Below are 15,581 nucleotides of genomic sequence, written 5' to 3' on the forward strand. Positions count from 1 at the left end.
GCGCCCGTGGTTGTTGTCAGAAGCTGAAGTCGACCTTGGTCCAGAAGGTCCTGCCTGGCTCGTTGACCGGCTGTGGATCGGTAGCCGGGTAGCCGAACCCGGCGTTCCCGGCCAGGTTCAAGTGCTCGGCGTAGGTTTTGTCGAACAGGTTGTCGACCCCTGCGCTGAGCTTGAGGTTTTTGTTCACCTTGTAGGCGCCGTTCAGGGAGAACACGCCGAAGCCGGCGCTCTTGTCGTAGTCCTTGCCGACCACGTTGCCCTGGTTCTCGGCAATGCGGTTTTGCGCCGCCACCAGCCGCCACAGTGCACCGACGCTCCATACATCGCGGCTGTAGGTCAGGCCGAGGCGGCTTTCCAGGGGTGGCATTTGCGGTAGCGCTTTGCCATCACTGCTGCTCTTGCCCCAAGCGTAGGCCAGCGTGCCGTCGGCCTTCCAGTTTTCGGTCAGCTGGTAGGCGGCACCCAGTTCGCCGCCCATGATGCGGGCGTCGATGTTCTGTGCCTGCGAGGTGCTCATGCCCATCATGCCCGTGCGGTAGTCGAACAGGATGTAGTCGCGGATTTGCCCGACATAGCCCGAAGCCCAGGCTTCCAGGCGCTCGGTGCGGTACTGGATGCCGAAGTCGAGCTGGGTGGTCTTCTCTGGCTTGATGCCGTCAAAGGCATTTGCTGCACCGGGCGGTGCCAGCTTGGGCGAGAACAGCTCCCAGTAATCGGGGAAACGCTGGGCATGGCCGAGGCCGATATAGGTGGTGGCCGGGATGGCTGCCAGGTCGTGCTCATAGCGTATGAAACCGCTGGGCAGGGTGTCGGCGCGGCTATCACCTTCTGTGGCGCTGCCTTTACGGAAGTCTCGGGCCGAGGCGCGGTCCAGGCGGGCACCGGTGATCAGCCGGTCTTCACCGCTGACATACCAGGTCAGTTCGCTGAAGGCACCGTAGTTGTGGAAGTCGGCGTCCTTGGTCCAGGCCTGGCCCTTGTGTGCGTCTACGCCCATGCCCCCACGCTGGCGATGTTCGTTGGTTTGCGCGTCGATGCCACTGATCAGCTGCACATCGGCCCAGCGCCAGGTGGCCTTGATGCGTGCGCCCATGGTACGACGGTCGACGTTGCTGACCATCGGCATGCCCATCATGCCGCTGCCCGATGGGGTACGCAGGCTGTAGTTGTCCATCACATGGTCGGCGTAGTTGTAGTAGACCTGCGCCTCGACCTTGTCGAGCACCTCGCCAAGGTTGGACTTTTCAAAGCGCAGGCCCAGGCTTTCACGCTTGAACTGCGAGCCGTCCATGCCGCGCCCGGCATAGCGGGCCTCGCCATCGCCCTTGCCGGCCGTCAGCTCCAGCAGGGTGTCCTGGTCGGGCGTCCAGCCGAGGGCGACATCGCCGTTCCATTTTTCCCAGCGCGACGGCACGGTGTCGTTGTTGCCGTCGTGGTAGTCATCCGAGCGCGACTGGTTGCCGACGAAGCGGGCGTAGGCCTGGCTGTTGCCGGCGGCGGCATCCAGCACCTTGTCGAAGCGGCCGTTGGAGCCGGCCAGCAGGCTGGCGTTTACCCGGCTGCCGAGGGTGCCGAACTTTTCGGGGTCACGTTCGAAAAGAATGGTGCCTGCCGAACCGCCCGGGCCCCAGATCACGCTTTGCGGGCCTTTGATCACGGTCAGGCGGTCGTAGGTTTCCGGCGAAATATAGGACGTGGGCGCGTCCATGCGGTTGGGGCAGGCGCCCAGCATCAGGCCGCCATTGGTGAGGATGTTCAGGCGCGAGCCGAACATGCCGCGCAACACCGGGTCACCGTTGGTGCCGCCGGCACGGATCGCCGAGAAGCCGGGGATGGTCTTCAGGTAGTCGGCGCCGTCGCTGGCCGGCACTGGCTGGCGCGGGTCTTTCGGGTTGGTGACCACGGTCAGCGGCGAGCTCGGGGCCACGGCGGTGATTACCGTCGGGCTCAGCTCGGGTGCGTCGTGCGCATGGCCTTCATGGCCAGTTTCGGCGGCCAGGGCCACGGGCGCGAGCAGCGAGCCGCACACAGCGGCTAGGGCCCCACGCAGGGACAAGGCAAAAACAGGGGTACAGCCGGACATAATGATTCCAGTCGATCAGTCATGAGTTAGCGCGAAGCCTCCTGGCTCCGTGCGCAAAATGTGGGTTCAGACGCTGATCGAGGAGGGTGGGGCGCGGCTGCGCGCACCGGGGAATACAGCCTGCCGGGCATGGCCCTGGTGCGTTGGCGCAAGCAGGTGGGTGGTGGGGACGACGCTGCCGGCGCTGAGCGGGCTGAGGGCCTGGGGCAGGGCCGGGCAGTTGAACAACAGGCTGCAGTAACCGCATTTTTCCCACATCACGTGCAGCTGGCCATCGCCGCCGTGGCCGTGATGGGCGTCGCCGCCATGCTGATGGGCAGCCGCCATCGGCATGTCCATCGGCATGCTCATGCCGGCGTGCTGGTCCATCGGCATCGACTGGGAAATCAGCGGGCCGATGAAGATCATCCACATGGCGAACAGGCTCAGCCATCCGCCACCGGCGCGCCTGCGGTCAGGGCGGGTGGTACGGCTGATGCTGTTGCGCGGCAGGCTCATGGCGAGTGCCTGTCAGCAGGTGTCAGTGCGCGTGTTCGTGGGCTTGCGGCTGGTCCGCTGGCGCCTGCTTCTGCACGGCCACTTCGACGGTGACGTCGCCGGCCTTCTCGAAGTGCAGGGTCAACGGGAAGCGCTTGCCGTCGCTGAGCAGGCTGCGGTCCTTGGGCTGCATCAGCATCACATGGTAGGCGCTGGGGGCGAAGGTCAGGTCCTTGCCGGCAGGCACTACAACGCTGGGTACTTGCTGCATCTTCATGGCACCGCTGGCGCTCATGGCGTGCTCGTGCAGTTGCGCGTCATCGCTGATGGGGCTGTCGACACTCAACAGGCGGTCATCGGCCTGGCCATTGTTGTGAACCACGAAATACGCGGCGACATTGGGGGCGTTGGGCGGCAGCTGCAGCGACCAGGGGTGGGCGATGTGCAGGTCGCCCACGCTGTATTCGTGGGCATTGGCAAAGGCGCCGGGCAGCAGCAGGGCGGCCATGACGAGGGCGTGCTTGAGCATGGTGAATCTCCGTTCTGTTCAGGTTCAGGCAGACAGCGTGATGAACTCAGGCCAGCGGAGAGGCACGGGGGTTTAACGCAGGCCAGAGCTGGCGCGGCGTGGGTTGGTAGTCGGCGGGGGGCGGCAGCAGGCCGGCAAACAGTGTTGGCGGGTTGTGCAGCTGCGGCGGGTAGCCGGGCAGGGCCAGCAGTGGTGCAGCGCCCGAGCAACACCAGCAATTCATCATGCTGGCGCTGTCGTCGCTTTGCGGGCCGAGGTCGATCTTGGCCAGGGCCTGGACGTCGACATTGGCCTTGTTGGCCATGCTGGAACAGAAAGCCCCCCACAGCAGCTGCTCGGCCGGGCCCTTGGGCACGGCAGAGGCCAGCGGCATGGCCAGCAGGTTGAACAGCACTGCAAGGCAGGCTATCCAGGCGATGTGCCGACGTGGGGGCATGGAGAGATCCGGTCAGGAATCGTGGTGGCTATTGTAAGGCGCAGTATAGGTAAAAATGGCGGGGTGCGGTGAAGTGACGCAGGCAGGCAGTTGAATCGGTGTCGCCGGCTTCGCGGGCACGCCCGCTCCCACAGGATTACCAACAACCTTGAGAGCTGCGGGGGTATCTGTGGGAGCGGGCGTGCCCGCGGAGGGTGAAATCAATCTCAAGCCTTGTTTCGGCCCATCAGCCCGCGTACGGTCTCTTGCAGGTCCGCCGGCAGCACCACCACCTTGGCGTTGTTGCTGCTCGCCAGGTTCTCCATGGCCCCGACATAACGCTCACCCAGCAAATACATCGCCGGCACGGTCTCGTTGCCCACCGCTTCCTTGACCAGCGAAATCGCCCGCGCCGAAGCCTCGGCCAGGCTGATCTGTGCTTCGGCATCCAGCCTGGCCGCCTGCAGGCGTGCTTCCGCTTCCAGGATCGCGGCCTGCTTGGCACCTTCGGCGCGGGTTACATCGGCCTTGCGCTCACGCTCGGCCGCCGCCTGGCGCTCCATGGCCAGTTGCATGTTTTCCGAAGGCTTGATGTCCTGGATTTCCACCGAGCGCACGGTCACGCCCCAGTCTTCGGTCTGCTCCGACATCGCCTCGCGCAGGCGTGCCTTGATCTGCTCGCGGCTGGACAGCGCTTCGTCCAGGTCCATGGCACCGACGATGGCGCGCAGCGAAGTCATGGTCAGGCTGGTGACGGCGAACGAGAAGTTCTGCACGCCATAGGAGGCTTTCTGCGGGTCGACCACCTTGGCGAAGCACAGGGCGTTGGCGACGATCACGGCGTTGTCTCTGGTGATGATTTCCTGCTGCTGCACATCGAGGATGATGTCCTTGGTCGGCAGGCGATAGGCGACCACATCCATGTACGGGATGAGGATGTTCAGGCCGGGCTTGAGGGTGCTGTGGTAGCGGCCAAGGCGCTCGACGATCCATTCCTCGCCCTGGGGCACGATACGTACCCCCTTGAACACGGTGATCAGGACGAACAGGGCGATGGCGGCGACAACGATGAGGCTGGTCATGATGCGAAATTCCTTTTAGTGCGGATTCAGGCCCGGATGACACGGGCTGTGTTGCCCTCAATGGCGGTAAGGCGCACCCGTTCGCCAACCGGGATCTCGCTGTCGGCGATGCAGGTCCATTCTTCGCTGCCAAGAATCGGCTTCTGGAAACGCACACGGCCTTTCTGGAACTCCGAAACGCCAGCGGTCAGCAAGCCCACTTCGCCGATCACGCTGTCGGCGGTCCAGCGCACATCCGGCTGCTTGCGCCGGAACACTTTGAACCACAGCGCGGTGGTGACAGACGACAGCAGTACCCACAGCAGCACCTGCATGTCCAGTTGCAGGCTGGGTGCGGCGAGCGAGATGAGCGAGACCAGCACGGCACCGATGCCGAACCAGAGGATGAAGAACGTCGGCAGGACCAGTTCAAGCAGGATCAGCGCGACACCGAAGACCAGCCAGATCCACCATTGCATTTCCATATGGGTGAAACCTTCCGGGGGAGGGGCGTCGAGTTTAAGGCAGCAGAGCGGCAACGGGCCACTGGGTTAGTTGGAAGAAAAGTCTGAAATCGTTGTAGGAGCGCCTTTGTGTCGCGAAAGGGCAGCGTCTAGAGGGCGAGCGCTGTTGCCAGGTCCGCCAGTGAGTCGAATGTTCGGTCCACCTCCGGCAGTGTCGGACGTTTCAGGACAAGCACCGGCACGCCAAGCTCCCGCGCTACCTCCAGCTTCGGCTCGGTCGCCACACTGCCGCTGTTCTTGCTGATCAGCACATCGATGTGGCGGCGCTGGAACAACGCCCGCTCATCTTCGATATGGAACGGCCCACGCGCGCCAATCACTTCGCAGCGCTCGTTACCAGGGCACGCTTCCAGCGCACGCAGCGTCCAGAACTGCTCCGGCGGAATCTCGTCCAGGTGCTGCAGCGGCTCGCGCCCTAGCGTGAACAGTGGCCTGCGGAACGGCTTCAGTGCATCGATCAACCCTGCCCAATCCTCGACTTCTCGCCAGTCGTCCCCTGCTTGCGCCTGCCAGGCGGGACGACGCAAGGCCCAGCACGGGATGCCGGCGTTGCGTGCGGCGCTGGCGGCATTGCGGCTGATCTGCGCGGCATAGGGATGGGTGGCATCGATCAGCAGTGTGATACCCGCCTCGCGCAGGTAGCTGGCCAAGCCCTCGGCACCGCCAAAACCCCCGACCCGCACCTGGCATTGCAGGTCCTGCGGCACGCGGCCGATACCGGCCAGGCTATAAACATGCTGTGGGCCGAGGCGGCGGGCGATGGCCAGGGCTTCAGTGACACCGCCCAGCAGCAGGATGCGCGTGGTCATTGCACACCTGCCTGGCCAACGATGCCGCCTTGGCGGTCGATGGCGAACACTTCCACTTGCACCTGCGCCGGCACGACGCTGCGGGCGAAGGCCAGGGCGTGGGCACACACCGCGTCACCGAGGCCAATGCCGGCCGCATGAGCCAGGGCGAGCGCTTGCTGGCTGGTGTTGGCGCCGATGATGGCCGCCTGCAGCGTCTCGTCAGCGCCAATGTCTGCCGCCCAGCCGGCCAGTTGCGGCAAATCGATGCTGGAATGGCGGCTGTGCAGGTCCATGTGCCCGGCGGCCAGTTTGCTGATCTTGCCGAAGCCACCACACAGGGTCAGGCGTGGCACCGGCACCTTGCGCAGGTGCTTGAGCACTGCGCCGACGAAATCGCCCATTTCGATCAGGGCGATTTCCGGCAGGCCGTAGACCCGTCGCATGGTGTCTTCACTGGCGTTGCCGGTGCAGGCGGCGATGTGCGTGTAGCCGTTGGTGTGGGCCACGTCGATGCCCTGATGGATCGAAGCGATGTAGGCCGCACAGGAGAACGGCCGCACGATGCCGCTGGTGCCGAGGATCGACAGCCCGCCGAGGATGCCCAGGCGCGGGTTCATGGTCTTGAGGGCGAGTTGGTCGCCGCCCTGCACATTGACCGTGACCTCGAAACCACCGAGGTAGCCGCACTCGTCGGCCAAGCGTTGCAGGTGTTCAGTGATCATGCGCCGTGGCACCGGGTTGATGGCCGGCTCACCCACCGCCAGCACCAGCCCCGGGCGGGTCACGGTGCCAACGCCGGCCCCGGCGACAAAGCGGATACCCGGTTCGCCCAGCAGGCGTACCTGGCTGTAGAGCAGGGCGCCGTGGGTCACGTCCGGGTCGTCGCCAGCATCCTTGAGGGTTCCGGCTTCGGCACGCTCGCCAATCAGGCGGCAGAATTCCAGGCGCATCTGCACCACCTTGCCCTTGGGCAGGGTAATGCTGACGGCGTCGCTGCTTTCGCCGTTCAGCAGCAAGCGAGCGGCTGCCAGGCTGGTGGCGGTGGCGCAGCTGCCGGTGGTCAGGCCGCTGCGCAGGGGCGCGGGCTGTTCACGGGTTTCTTCACGCATCGACGGGTTTCACCACTTCCAGCAGGGTGATCGGCAGCGCCTGGCGCCAGGTGTCGAACGCGCCCAGGGGCTGGGCATGGGCGACATGGATGCGGGTCAGCTCACCACCGTGCTGCTCGCGGAAATGCGCCAGGGCCAGTTCGCTTTGCAAGGTCACTGCATTGGCCACCAGCCGCCCGCCTGGGCGCAGGTTGGCCCAGCACAGGTCCAGCACGCCTTCGCGGGTGACGCCGCCGCCGATGAAGATTGCATCGGGCTGCGCCAGGCCTTGCAGTGCCGCAGGCGCCTTGCCGCAGACCAGTTGCAGGCCGGGTACACCCAGCGCGTCACGGTTGTGTTCGATGAAGCCTTGTCGGCCTTCGTCGGCCTCGATGGCCAAGGCGCGGCAGGCCGGGTGGGCGCGCATCCATTCGATGCCGATCGAGCCGCAGCCCGCGCCCACGTCCCACAGCAGTTCGCCGGGCTGAGGCGCCAGGCGCGCCAGGGTGATGGCGCGCACGTCACGCTTGGTCAGTTGGCCGTCGTGCCGGAAGGCGCTGTCGGGCAGCCCGGCCAGCCGGTGCAGGCGTGGCGCATCGGGTGCGGCCAGGCACTCGATGGCCACCAGGTTGAGCGTGGCGATATCGGCGTGCGGCCAGTCCTGGGCGGTACCGGCCAACTCGCGTTCTTCCTGGCCACCCAGGTGCTCGAAAACCCGCAGGCGGCTTGGCCCGAAGCCACATTCGCGCAGCAGTGCGGCAATTGCCGCCGGGCTGTCGCCATCGTTGCTCAGCACCAGCAGGCGCATGCCGCTGTGCAGGTGGGCATTCAGCGCCGCCAGTGGCCGCGCCACCAGCGACACAACCTGCACCTCCTGCAACGGCCAGCCCAGGCGGGCAGCGGCCAGGGCGCAGGAGGAGGGCATCGACAGCACGCGCATTTCATCGGCGGGCACCTGCCGCGCCAGGCTGGCGCCGACGCCGAAGAACATCGGATCGCCGCTGGCCAGCACGCACACCGGTTCGCCGCGCAAGGCTAGCACCGGGGCTAGCGAGAACGGGCTTGGCCAGCCCAGCCGCTCGCCGGGCACGCAGCGCGGCAGCAAGGCCAGCTGGCGCGGGCTGCCGAAGACCCGCGCAGCGCCCAGCAGCGCGCGCCGGGCCTGTTTGCCCAGGCCACTGAAGCCGTCTTCGCCGATGCCTACTACTGTCAGCCAGGGTGCCATGTATTTCATTCCGCCATTTTTTGGGGCCGCTTCGCGCCCCTTCGCGGGCACGCCCGCTCCCACAGGTACAGCGCAGCCATTGAGGGTAGCGATGATCCTGTGGGAGCGGGCGTGCCCGCGAAGAGGGCGAAACAGCCCTGGATTTCTCCTCAATCGCTGAGGATGCTCGACCACCGGCTTTTCATGCCGCCGGACAAAGCAGGCATAATACCGCGCCTTCTACACTCAAGCGCATTTTCACAGATTGCCGGACGCCCCTTTGACGCAGGCCCATGCCCCCAACGTTTCGCCCCGCCCCTCGGCCTGCCCGGGGTTGTGGCGCATTGTCAGTGCCCGTGATGGCGGCATCTGCCGCATCAAGCTGCCGGGCGGCCTGCTGCTGGCCGAACAGGCCGAAGCGGTGGCGACGGCGGCCGAGCGCTTCGCCGGCGGTGTGATCGAGGCCACCAACCGTGGCAATTTGCAGATTCGCGGCATTGGCAACGAGCATCGCGCCCTGGTCGAGACCCTGCTCGCCGCTGGGCTGGGCCCGCGCGACGCGGCCGGTGACGATGTGCGCAACCTGATGCTCAGCCCGCTGGCCGGGCATGACCCGGCGATGCTGCTGGACGCACGGCCTTTGGCGGGGCAGATCCTCGACCTGTTGGAAGGGACCCCGCGCTTTCACCAGTTGTCGGCCAAGTTTGCCGTGCAGCTGGATGCCGGCGAGCGCCTGACCATGCTCGAACACCCCCACGACCTGTGGCTATCGGCCCTGCGTCTGGAGCAGCAGACCTGGCTGGCGTTTGGCCTGGCGGGCTGCCCGGCGGACGGCCAGGTGCTCGGCGCCGTGCCACTGGCGCAGGGCCTGGCGCTGGTGCGTGCGGTGCTGGAGCGCTTCCTCGACCTGGCAACCCCGATGCAATCGCGCATGCGCCAGCTGCTCGAGGTGTGCCCGGCAAGCGATTTCGTCGATGGGCTCGGCCTGGGCATCCGCCGCGATGCCGCCGTGCTCGCCTGGCGCCGTGAACATCACCGCGCCTCCTGGCTGGGCACGCTGCCGCAGGCAGATGGCGTTGCCCTTGGCGTCGCCCCGCCGCAAGGCCGCCTGACCCCGGCCATGCTGCGCGGCGCCGCGCAGGTTGCCCGTGAGCGGGGCGATGGCAGCTTGCATCTCAGCCCATGGCAAAGCCTGGTGCTGACCAACCTGCAAGCCGACTTCATCGACCAGGCCCAGGCTGAACTCTCGGCCCTGGGCCTGCTGTGCCACGACCACGAGCCGCTGGCGCGTATCAGCGCCTGCACGGGTGCCAGCGGCTGCGCCAAGGCCCTTGGCGAAACCAAGGCCGACGCCGTTGCCCTTGCCGCGCTGCTGGGCCCTGGCGTGCCTGCCAGCGTGCACTTGTCCGGCTGCCCCCGTTCCTGCGCCGTGGCCCATGTTGCCCCGGCCACCCTGCTGGCCCGCTCGCCGGGCCGATATGACCTCTATCTGCGTGACGCGCGCCAGCCGGGCTTCGGCGCCCTGCGCGCCACCGACCTTACCTTGAATGAAGCAGGCGCCATGCTCGACCTGCCGACGGAGCACCTTGATGATTGACTACATCCGCGATGGTCAGGAGATCTATCGCAATTCCTTCCGGATCATCCGTGAGGAAGCCCGACTCGAGCGGATCCCCGCAGACCTCGAAAAGCTCGCCGTACGCGTTATCCACGCCTGTGGCATGGTCGATGCCATCGATGGCCTGCAGTTCTCCGAAGGCGCCGGCCGGGCCGGGCGCGAGGCGCTGCTTAACGGCGCGCCAATCCTGTGCGATGCGCACATGGTCGCCGAAGGCATCACCCGGGCCCGCCTGCCAGCCGACAACAAAGTCATCTGCACCCTGCGCGACCCAAGCGTACCGGGCCTTGCCAAGGACGCCGGCAACACCCGTTCTGCCGTAGCCCTTGAACTGTGGCGCCCGTACCTGGAAGGCAGTGTGGTGGTGATCGGCAATGCGCCCACCGCCCTGTTCTACCTGCTGGAGATGATTGACGCCGGTGCACCCAAGCCGGCGCTGATCCTCGGCTTCCCGGTCGGTTTCGTCGGTGCTGCCGAGTCCAAGGCGATGCTCGCCGCCGACAGCCGTGGTGTGCCATTCGTGATCATGCAAGGCCGCCTGGGCGGCAGCGCGATGGCCGCCGCCGCGGTCAACGCCCTGGCCACGGAGGTGGAGTGATGGCGCCGCGTGGACGTCTGCTTGGCCTGGGCGTGGGCCCGGGCGACCCTGAACTCATCACCCTCAAGGCCCTGCGCCTGCTGCGCGAATCGCCAGTGGTCGGCTACTTCGTGGCCAAGGGCAAGCGTGGCAATGCCTTCGGCATCATCGAGGCACACTTGCAACCGCAGCAGACGCTGTTGCCGCTGGTGTACCCGGTCACCACCGAAGCCCTGCCGGCGCCGCTGTCCTACGAGCAGGTGATCAGCGACTTCTACGACGAAGCCAGCGTGCAGGTGGCCGAGCACCTGGATGCCGGTCGCGACGTGGCGGTGATCTGCGAAGGTGACCCGTTCTTCTACGGGTCCTACATGTACCTGCACGACCGCCTGGCCCAGCGCTATGAGGCTGAAGTGATCCCTGGCGTGTGCTCGATGCTCGGTGGCGCCTCGGTGCTGGGTGCGCCGCTGGTGTACCGTAACCAGAGCCTCTCGGTCTTGTCTGGCGTGTTGCCCGCCGAGGAGCTCAAGCGTCGCCTGGCCGACGCCGATGCGGCAGTGATCATGAAGCTTGGGCGCAACTTCCCGAAAGTACGCGAAGTACTGACCGAACTGGGCCTGGACGGGCGCGCGCTGTATGTGGAGCGGGCCACCATGGCCAACCAGAAGATCGTGCCGCTCGATCAGGTTGATCCACAGTCGTCGCCGTACTTCTCGCTGATCATCGTGCCGGGGGAAAAATGGCAGGGCTGAACATCCACAAGGCGCCGGCGATCATCATTCTTGGCCCGGGCAGCCTGGCGACAGCGCAGCGTATCCAGCACTGTTATCCACAGGCCACGATCCATGGCCTGGAGGGGCGTGTCGAGGGTGCAGACCAATCGTACAGCACGTTCGGCGACACCCTGCGCGGGTTGTATCAGCAGGATACGCCGATCATCGCCCTGTGCGCTGCGGGAATTGTCATCCGTAGCCTGGCTAGCCTGCTCAGCGAGAAGGGCAGCGAGCCGCCGGTTCTGGCCGTGGCCGAAGATGGCAGTGCGGTGGTGCCGCTGCTCGGTGGCCTGGGTGGCGTGAACGTGATGGCACGCGAAATCGCAGAGGTCCTGGGCGTTGCTGCTGCGATTACCACCAGTGGCGAGCTGCGTTTCGGCACTTGCCTGCTGAACCCGCCGCAGGGTTATGCACTGGCGGATATCGAGCAAGGCAAGCGCTTTGTCTCTGATTTGCTGGCCGGCGAGGCGGTGCGTGTCGAAGGCGATGCACCTTGGCTGGAGCAGGCGCAGCTCCCCGCCAGCGAGAGCGCCCGGCGCACCATCCATGTCGGCCATCAGGCACGCCCGAGCAGCCGTGATGAGCTGCTGATCCACCCGCGTTCGGTGGTGGTGGGCGTCGATACCGCTGACCTGCAAAGCATCCGCGCCGCGCTGCAGGCGGCGGGTATCGCCGAACAATCGCTGGCTTGCCTGCTGGCTGGCGAGCACGCCATGGCTGATGCAGCCTTGCACGAGGCCGCGCAGGCCCTTGGCGTGGCGCTGCGTTTTGCGGCCAAGCCTGGCGACCTGCGAAGCATGCTGGCCCAGGCGCTGCCCGGCGCCGAGCTGATCGAGCAGGCGGATACCGTCATCGCCGTGGCCCCGGCGCCGGTGGATGCCGCGCAGGTCGGCCGCCGTCGTGGCCGGCTGGCGGTGATCGGCCTCGGCCCCGGCGCTGCCGAGCTAATGGTGCCGGCGGTCAAGGCAGAACTTGCACGCGCCGAGGACATCCTCGGCTACGAAACCTACGTGCGCATGGCCGGGCCGTTCCGTGACGACCAGGTGCTGCACTGCACCGACAACCGTGAAGAGATGCAGCGCGCCCGGCATGCCTTCGAGCTGGCGGCACAAGGCCGTTCGGTGGTGGTGGTCTCGTCGGGCGACCCAGGCGTGTTCGCCATGGCCGCTGCAGTGCTCGAAGCGCTGCACGAATCCAGCGACCCCGCCTGGCATCGCGTCGACCTCGAGATCTTGCCAGGGGTGTCGGCCTCGCTCGCTACCGCTGCGCAGGCGGGGGCACCGCTGGGGCATGACTTCTGTGTGATGTCGCTGTCGGACAACCTCAAGCCCTGGTCGATCATTGAAAAGCGCCTGGACCTGGCGGCCCAGGCTGACCTGGTGCTGGCCTTCTACAACCCGATTTCCAAGTCCAGGCCGCACCAGCTCGGGGTGGCCCTGGAAGTTGTGCGTCGCCACCGCGAGGGGAACACGCCTGTAGTCCTTGGGCGCGACATCGGTAGGCCGGGGCAGACGCTTAAGGTAGTCACCTTGGCCGAGCTGCTGCCGGAAATGGTCGATATGCGCACCATGGTTCTGGTCGGCTCCTCTACAACCTGTGTATTCCCTCGTCTGTCGGGCGGGGTGTGGGCCTACACGCCGCGTTGGTACCCCACTGCCAACTAGTTGCGTCGGAAACTCTTCAGCGCGCTTTGTGGCCAGCGCGCTGGCTAAGGTGATTGCCCCTGACTCAAGGGGCAACCATCAAGGAGTTTCCAATGTCCGATGCAACCCAAATCACCACCACCGATGCCGCCATCCTGGTAGACGGCAACCTGCTTGCTTGCGGCGCGGGCATGTCTGCGCAGAGCCGTCATGATGTGAAGAATGCCTTCCACTTCGCCACGTTGGTCGCCGACAAAGCTTTTGACGCCGAAAAGCAGAGCCGGGAGTGGTACGACAAATTCATCGATGTCATGCGAGACCTTGGCTTTACCATCCCACGTCGTAGCTTCGAACTTGAAACTTCGGTGGAACTGTCCGTCACCGTAGGCGCCGTGGCCATCCGCACCATAGGTGTGGTTGGCAATGCGGTGCTGGGTGGCACCAAGCTGGGTGAAGTGGCAAAGCGGGCCTTCGACAAAATGACCACTGTCGAAAACGACGCCAAGGTGCTCGACCACAAGCGCAAGAACAAAGCCAGGGGCATGGTTGGCATGGCCGCCTGTATTGAAACCGCAAACAACGATGTGGTCATGGTGGTGAGCTGCATCCAGGCATCTGCCCCAACACTGGACGACGATGTGCTGGGCATCCAGTGGAAGCTGGACAGGGCCGCTTACTACGCCGGCACGGCAGTGCTCACCCTCAATAACTTTGTCTACGACAAAGTCCGCGAAACCGTAGAAAACAAACTCGGCGTGCGCAGTGTCGAGAACGTGCTCGAGTACGACATCTGATTGCTGGGCGGCGTAGTCGCAACGCCGCCTTGTTCGGTTCTTTGTGACGAGGTAACACGATGGATAGAGCAGCTGAGCAACTGATGTTGATTGGCGGAACAGCATTGCTGTATTCGCCAGGCGCAGTCGAGGCACAACGCCAGGCCGCTTTCGATTCAGTCCTGTACGCGCAGTTGGTAGCCAACAAGCACGCCGGTTCACGCGTTGACAATTATGAAAACTGGTATGCCGCGTATCGGGAGGCCTACCGCCAACTGGGCTGGATCAAGCTGGCCAGTACCCATGACCTGAAACCGTTGGGGCGACCTGTGCGCAACGCGCATATACAGCCACTTGAAGCGTGGCTGAAGATGCGTTCGCTTCGCCATGAGGCTGTGCTCGCGGCGATAAAAACGGGCCTTGGCCAGTCTGCCGAAGGCTTCCGGCACTTGCTGAGTTTCTGCGCGCATGATCTGGCGCAGTGCTCCACCCTGGTCATCGAACTTGGCGTACTCAAGCCGGGGCCGGCGCTGGACTTGTGCAGCATCTCGCTGCAAATCGATAAGCCACTCTCGCTGGTTTCGCTGGAGACATTTCTGGGCGAACAAGTACTTGAGGGCGAGGCCGAGTTCAACGGCGTTTCCCTGGCGTTGGATGAAGGGCGCTTTCAACGCCAGCGTGATGAATTGCAGGCCTTGATGAAAACCAAGGATGCACAGGCCGTCTACCGGTTCGACCCTTACGCACAACCCACAGGAGCAGCATCATGAGTGAAACCACGTCTGCCGTGATCGGCGCTGGGATTGTTTCGTTCTTGCCGGGCGTCGACGCCGCGCAGAAAAACAAGGTGAAGCTGGCCTTGGCAATGGCCGAAAGAGCCACCGAGGCCGCTTTCAAAGAGGGGCTGATTAAAGACTGGTTCGCTTATTACCGTAACCAGCTCAAATTCATGGGGTGGGATGCGGTAACGGCTGAGCAGATTCATTGGCCGGACAAGACGCGTACGCAACAGACGGACCACGTGCTGCAGACCCTGTCTAAAACTGCCGGGGACAGCTTTGCGTCGTCGGTCAAAGTGTCCATTCAAGCGTTGCTGACCAAGCCGTCGGTGCTGAAGGAACTTGAGAAAAAGGCATTCGAGATGCAGCACTTTCAAGTGTTGGCCTGCGCGCCGGCCGGTAATAACCGTGTCGACATGGTGATTTACCACGAAACGGACAAGCAGTCTGTTTTCAGTGCAGGGTTCATCAGCCGCAAGCGCAGTTACAAGAATGTGCGTGCGGAGCTGGTCCGGTTCAATATTCTGGCCTTCGAGAACAGCGTAATGCCAAAAGTGCAGGAAAGCGTCGTCAAGGTATCTCTCGCGCGCATTCATGACTATGCCATCTAAGGCACCAGGTACCCTTTGATCCCGGTAAAAATGATCTGCGCCGCCAGGGCACAGACGAACAGCCCCATCAGACGGCTGACGATCTGCAGGCCCTGGTCGCCCAGGATCCGCTCGATACCGTGCGACAGGTAAAGCACCAGGCCGACAGTGAAACTGGCCAGCGCGATACTGACGATGGCCAGCAGTTTGTCGTCCCAGTGCGGCTGGCTCACACCCATCACCAACAGGGCCCCGATGGTACCGGGACCAACCGTCAGCGGAATGGTCAGTGGCACGATGGTCACATCCTGCTGCACGTTGTCGGCCTGCACCGCCGGCTTGCCCTGGGCCATACCCAATGCCGAGATGAACAGCACGCTGCCGGCACCGATGCGGAAGGCGTCGGCGGTGATGCCGAAAATGCCGAAGATCACCCGACCGAACAGGTACAGCAGCACGCTGGCGAGCAGGGCTGCGAAGGCTACCTTCCAGGCCAGTTGCTTGCGCTCCTTGCTGGAGTGGCCGCGGGTCAGGCTGATGAAGCACGACAGCACGAAGAACGGGCTGTAGAGCACAAGCATTTTCAGGTAGACGCTGAACAACTCATGGAGCATGAGTGCTGATCCTCGGAAACTTAAAAAGGATGCGCGCTCGGT

The 15,581-nt window shown here is 64.7% G+C and carries 17 protein-coding genes; 7 read left to right on the forward strand and 10 right to left on the reverse strand.

All coding sequences use genetic code 11. From position 1 onward, the window contains the following. Nucleotides 1–16: 16 nt before the first annotated feature. The 9 genes from SB756_RS22805 to cbiE form a co-directional block, all read right to left on the reverse strand. Nucleotides 17–2,083 carry a TonB-dependent copper receptor gene (locus SB756_RS22805; RefSeq protein WP_410911956.1) on the reverse strand — a complete coding sequence of 689 codons (2,067 nt, stop codon included), beginning with the start codon at nucleotides 2,081–2,083 and terminating at the stop codon, nucleotides 17–19. A gap of 66 nt (nucleotides 2,084–2,149) precedes the next feature. Beyond that, entirely contained in the window at nucleotides 2,150–2,581 is a 432-nt protein-coding gene (locus SB756_RS22810; protein ID WP_341796886.1) for a DUF2946 domain-containing protein, read from the reverse strand. Nucleotides 2,582–2,603: 22 nt separating this feature from the next. Next, nucleotides 2,604–3,089, reverse strand: coding sequence for a copper chaperone PCu(A)C (locus SB756_RS22815; protein WP_063422750.1), 486 nt, complete (start codon nucleotides 3,087–3,089; stop codon nucleotides 2,604–2,606). Nucleotides 3,090–3,135: 46 nt separating this feature from the next. Further along, complete coding sequence (locus SB756_RS22820; RefSeq protein WP_341796885.1) at nucleotides 3,136–3,525, reverse strand: DUF2946 domain-containing protein; 390 nt, start codon at nucleotides 3,523–3,525, stop codon at nucleotides 3,136–3,138. Between the two features lie 206 nt (nucleotides 3,526–3,731). Continuing rightward, nucleotides 3,732–4,586: an SPFH domain-containing protein gene (locus tag SB756_RS22825; RefSeq protein WP_016501834.1), complete on the reverse strand. Its 855-nt coding sequence runs from the start codon at nucleotides 4,584–4,586 to the stop codon at nucleotides 3,732–3,734. Between the two features lie 26 nt (nucleotides 4,587–4,612). Further along, nucleotides 4,613–5,050, reverse strand: a complete 438-nt coding sequence (locus tag SB756_RS22830; RefSeq protein WP_341796884.1) for an NfeD family protein — start codon at nucleotides 5,048–5,050, stop codon at nucleotides 4,613–4,615. 128 nt (nucleotides 5,051–5,178) lie between these two features. Further along, on the reverse strand, nucleotides 5,179–5,898 hold the full coding sequence (locus tag SB756_RS22835) for a cobalt-precorrin-6A reductase (RefSeq protein WP_410911959.1): 720 nt from the start codon (nucleotides 5,896–5,898) through the stop codon (nucleotides 5,179–5,181). Next, on the reverse strand, nucleotides 5,895–6,989 hold the full coding sequence (locus SB756_RS22840) for a cobalt-precorrin-5B (C(1))-methyltransferase (protein WP_341796882.1): 1,095 nt from the start codon (nucleotides 6,987–6,989) through the stop codon (nucleotides 5,895–5,897). The genes SB756_RS22835 and SB756_RS22840 overlap by 4 nt, the downstream gene beginning before the upstream one ends. Further along, a complete protein-coding gene (cbiE, locus tag SB756_RS22845) occupies nucleotides 6,982–8,193 on the reverse strand; it encodes a precorrin-6y C5,15-methyltransferase (decarboxylating) subunit CbiE (RefSeq protein WP_341796881.1) in 1,212 nt (403 codons plus the stop codon). Before cbiE ends, SB756_RS22840 begins: the two co-directional genes overlap by 8 nt. A gap of 244 nt (nucleotides 8,194–8,437) precedes the next feature. Between cbiE and cobG the strand changes: the two genes are divergently transcribed. From cobG to SB756_RS22880, 7 genes are all read left to right on the forward strand, one after another. Continuing rightward, nucleotides 8,438–9,769: a precorrin-3B synthase gene (gene cobG, locus SB756_RS22850; RefSeq protein WP_410911961.1), complete on the forward strand. Its 1,332-nt coding sequence runs from the start codon at nucleotides 8,438–8,440 to the stop codon at nucleotides 9,767–9,769. Beyond that, complete coding sequence (locus tag SB756_RS22855) at nucleotides 9,762–10,388, forward strand: precorrin-8X methylmutase (RefSeq protein WP_016489386.1); 627 nt, start codon at nucleotides 9,762–9,764, stop codon at nucleotides 10,386–10,388. Before cobG ends, SB756_RS22855 begins: the two co-directional genes overlap by 8 nt. Beyond that, the gene (locus SB756_RS22860; RefSeq protein WP_410911963.1) at nucleotides 10,388–11,119 is read left to right on the forward strand and encodes a precorrin-2 C(20)-methyltransferase; all 732 of its coding nucleotides are present in this window, start codon (nucleotides 10,388–10,390) and stop codon (nucleotides 11,117–11,119) included. The genes SB756_RS22855 and SB756_RS22860 overlap by 1 nt, the downstream gene beginning before the upstream one ends. Next, nucleotides 11,107–12,804, forward strand: coding sequence for a precorrin-3B C(17)-methyltransferase (gene cobJ / locus SB756_RS22865; RefSeq protein WP_410911965.1), 1,698 nt, complete (start codon nucleotides 11,107–11,109; stop codon nucleotides 12,802–12,804). The genes SB756_RS22860 and cobJ overlap by 13 nt, the downstream gene beginning before the upstream one ends. A gap of 92 nt (nucleotides 12,805–12,896) precedes the next feature. Next, nucleotides 12,897–13,577, forward strand: coding sequence for a hypothetical protein (locus SB756_RS22870; protein ID WP_410911967.1), 681 nt, complete (start codon nucleotides 12,897–12,899; stop codon nucleotides 13,575–13,577). Nucleotides 13,578–13,636: 59 nt separating this feature from the next. Beyond that, complete coding sequence (locus SB756_RS22875; protein ID WP_410911969.1) at nucleotides 13,637–14,326, forward strand: hypothetical protein; 690 nt, start codon at nucleotides 13,637–13,639, stop codon at nucleotides 14,324–14,326. Next, entirely contained in the window at nucleotides 14,323–14,946 is a 624-nt protein-coding gene (locus SB756_RS22880) for a hypothetical protein (protein WP_341796876.1), read from the forward strand. Before SB756_RS22875 ends, SB756_RS22880 begins: the two co-directional genes overlap by 4 nt. Here the strand turns inward: SB756_RS22880 and SB756_RS22885 are convergent. Continuing rightward, nucleotides 14,943–15,539, reverse strand: a complete 597-nt coding sequence (locus SB756_RS22885; RefSeq protein WP_016501822.1) for a MarC family protein — start codon at nucleotides 15,537–15,539, stop codon at nucleotides 14,943–14,945. The genes SB756_RS22880 and SB756_RS22885 overlap by 4 nt on opposite strands. Nucleotides 15,540–15,581 lie beyond the last annotated feature (42 nt).

This window comes from Pseudomonas sp. SIMBA_068, from assembly GCF_046534705.1.
Classification (GTDB): domain Bacteria; phylum Pseudomonadota; class Gammaproteobacteria; order Pseudomonadales; family Pseudomonadaceae; genus Aquipseudomonas; species Aquipseudomonas putida.

What these genes read in the sequence shown, in the direction of transcription:
- SB756_RS22885 (WP_016501822.1), bottom strand. Translation starts at nt 15,539, where the DNA reads ATGCTCCATGAGTTGTTCAGCGTCTACCTGAAAATGCTTGTGCTCTAC.
- SB756_RS22815 (WP_063422750.1), bottom strand. Translation starts at nt 3,089, where the DNA reads ATGCTCAAGCACGCCCTCGTCATGGCCGCCCTGCTGCTGCCCGGCGCC.
- cbiE (WP_341796881.1), bottom strand. Translation starts at nt 8,193, where the DNA reads ATGGCACCCTGGCTGACAGTAGTAGGCATCGGCGAAGACGGCTTCAGT.
- SB756_RS22805 (WP_410911956.1), bottom strand. Translation starts at nt 2,083, where the DNA reads ATGTCCGGCTGTACCCCTGTTTTTGCCTTGTCCCTGCGTGGGGCCCTA.
- SB756_RS22880 (WP_341796876.1), top strand. Translation starts at nt 14,323, where the DNA reads ATGAGTGAAACCACGTCTGCCGTGATCGGCGCTGGGATTGTTTCGTTC.
- SB756_RS22875 (WP_410911969.1), top strand. Translation starts at nt 13,637, where the DNA reads ATGGATAGAGCAGCTGAGCAACTGATGTTGATTGGCGGAACAGCATTG.
- SB756_RS22855 (WP_016489386.1), top strand. Translation starts at nt 9,762, where the DNA reads ATGATTGACTACATCCGCGATGGTCAGGAGATCTATCGCAATTCCTTC.
- cobJ (WP_410911965.1), top strand. Translation starts at nt 11,107, where the DNA reads ATGGCAGGGCTGAACATCCACAAGGCGCCGGCGATCATCATTCTTGGC.
- SB756_RS22835 (WP_410911959.1), bottom strand. Translation starts at nt 5,898, where the DNA reads ATGACCACGCGCATCCTGCTGCTGGGCGGTGTCACTGAAGCCCTGGCC.
- SB756_RS22870 (WP_410911967.1), top strand. Translation starts at nt 12,897, where the DNA reads ATGTCCGATGCAACCCAAATCACCACCACCGATGCCGCCATCCTGGTA.
- SB756_RS22825 (WP_016501834.1), bottom strand. Translation starts at nt 4,586, where the DNA reads ATGACCAGCCTCATCGTTGTCGCCGCCATCGCCCTGTTCGTCCTGATC.
- SB756_RS22840 (WP_341796882.1), bottom strand. Translation starts at nt 6,989, where the DNA reads ATGCGTGAAGAAACCCGTGAACAGCCCGCGCCCCTGCGCAGCGGCCTG.
- SB756_RS22830 (WP_341796884.1), bottom strand. Translation starts at nt 5,050, where the DNA reads ATGGAAATGCAATGGTGGATCTGGCTGGTCTTCGGTGTCGCGCTGATC.
- SB756_RS22820 (WP_341796885.1), bottom strand. Translation starts at nt 3,525, where the DNA reads ATGCCCCCACGTCGGCACATCGCCTGGATAGCCTGCCTTGCAGTGCTG.
- SB756_RS22810 (WP_341796886.1), bottom strand. Translation starts at nt 2,581, where the DNA reads ATGAGCCTGCCGCGCAACAGCATCAGCCGTACCACCCGCCCTGACCGC.
- SB756_RS22860 (WP_410911963.1), top strand. Translation starts at nt 10,388, where the DNA reads ATGGCGCCGCGTGGACGTCTGCTTGGCCTGGGCGTGGGCCCGGGCGAC.